This is a genomic window from Succinivibrio faecicola (assembly GCF_019448115.1).
Taxonomy (GTDB): Bacteria; Pseudomonadota; Gammaproteobacteria; order Enterobacterales; family Succinivibrionaceae; genus Succinivibrio; species Succinivibrio faecicola.
Genome location: NZ_JAGFNY010000073.1, coordinates 1 through 1,786, shown reverse-complemented (window position 1 = coordinate 1,786; position 1,786 = coordinate 1). Strand labels below are relative to the sequence as shown.

The 1,786-nt window shown below is 32.6% G+C and carries 1 protein-coding gene and 1 pseudogene; one reads left to right on the top strand and one right to left on the bottom strand.

Going from position 1 to position 1,786, the window contains the following annotated elements:
• Positions 1-250 precede the first annotated feature (250 nt).
• Positions 251-883: pseudogene (locus tag J5V48_RS09645) on the top strand (MetQ/NlpA family ABC transporter substrate-binding protein); the annotation flags it as partial.
• A gap of 25 nt (positions 884-908) precedes the next feature.
• Here the strand turns inward: J5V48_RS09645 and J5V48_RS10110 are convergent.
• Positions 909-1,151, bottom strand: a complete 243-nt coding sequence (locus J5V48_RS10110; RefSeq protein ID WP_418896172.1) for a DUF7230 family protein — start codon at positions 1,149-1,151, stop codon at positions 909-911.
• Between the last annotated feature and the right edge of the window lie 635 nt (positions 1,152-1,786).

Here is a 1,786-nt window from a genome sequence, read left to right as displayed (position 1 = left end):
TTACTTGAATTTATAAAAAAGTATTTACTGTATCAAGATCTGGATTTGAGTGTTACTAGTTTTTGTTTTGGTTGTTATTCAATTAGATTTTTTGTGTTACTAGAATTTTAGAAAAGTTTTGTATGTCGCAAGAAAAAGTGGGCTGTATGTATCAGCATTTGAGTTGCAATTGTTACTCGATTAAGAAGTTTTGTGTACCAAGAATTTAGTTTTTGATGTCACTCAAATGCTGTAAAAATCCAGTTATAAGGTTGAAGGTATTGATATGTCCGATCTTCTTCAGGCTGATCTTGCTTTAAATGATGGTGAAGTGGATTTCAACGTTGAACAGCACACTGCATATGCAAAGAACTTCAATGCAAATCAGGATGGTCATCTCGTAACATTAACTCCTATTCCAACAGTACCTGCTGGTATCTATCCTGGCAGCAAAGCTACATTAGACAGTGTAGCTGATGGTGACGTAATTGCAATTCCTAATGATGCTTCAAATACAGCTAGAGCCTATAACATTCTTGCAAAGATAGGCTGGATTGAACTTGATAAGAGTGTTGATCCTAGCAAGGTTACAAAAGAGGATATTGTAAAGAATCCTAAGAACCTTGAGTTTGTTGAGATGAAGTCACTGAACATTCCTGCAGTTGCATCAGATTTTGCTTTTGTTGTGATTACAGGCTCTGTTGTATATAACGCAAAAATCGATCCTTCAACTGTACTTGCTCAGGAAGATGTTGCAGAGCATCTTTTACTGCAGCTTGTAGTACATGAGAAGAATAAGGATGCAATCTGGGCTCAGGATATCAAAAAAGCTTATCAGTCAGCTGAGTTTAAAGAGTATCTAGATAAGAACAACAATGGTCTTTGGTTTGTTCCAAAATACTAATAGAAAAGAATAGTCTGATATTAGGTTAGATAATTGAAGGCAATTTGTAAGTTTGCTTAGAATCTTTGGAAATTAGCAAATTTAAGAAATAAAAGGAAATAAAAAAGGATATTTTATTGTCTCTCGTAGTGGAGGATAAAATATCCTTTTTGTGTTTTACATAACCTTTTTTCATTTGCTTCTTTCGGTCTGTAAATACTGTCGCTTGGTTTATCATAAGCGAATATTCCTGAACAAAATTCCTTTGTTTTATCTTTTTCTTTTTCATTTTGTTAATCTCCAATTAGACATTATAAAGAGACCTTTGCGAACGTAAATTCGTGGATTTATCGTCTAAACTGTAGGTGTTTAAACGTTTTTACAGAATACGGATTTACCACATACATTAGGAAGGTCATTTGAGAAATATAATATATATAAAAATGGATGTCCATAGTTCAAATTTCACAATACCTTGATATGAGCGTGGATAAGGAATTGAAACAGACAAACACTTTTTGCAAACACAGATTAAAGAAGATGCATTTAATGGTACTTCAAATATATAAGCAAGATAATGCGTATGAGTGAGATGTTGATGTGATCTGTGTTTATGAAACTAGAGATCTATAACATGCACCATAAGTTAAAAGACAAGGTGTAAAGAGCGTTATCTTGACCTTATATTTAATCATATTGAAGATAGTTGATACTTTGATGCTCATCTCTTACCACACAGAACAAGGTTGATTTAAAAAAAGACCTCTTTTTTCAGTAAATGTATGAACAATTGAGTGAATTTTTCTCTTAGTCTGACAATTTGAATTAAATATAAAATCAGCTAAAATACATATAGTTACTATATATTCTGGATATAAAAATGACCGAAAAGACATTCAAACCATTGCCACTTGGCAATGAGGA

What these genes read in the sequence shown, in the direction of transcription:
- J5V48_RS10110 (WP_418896172.1), bottom strand. Translation starts at nt 1,151, where the DNA reads ATGAAAAAGAAAAAGATAAAACAAAGGAATTTTGTTCAGGAATATTCG.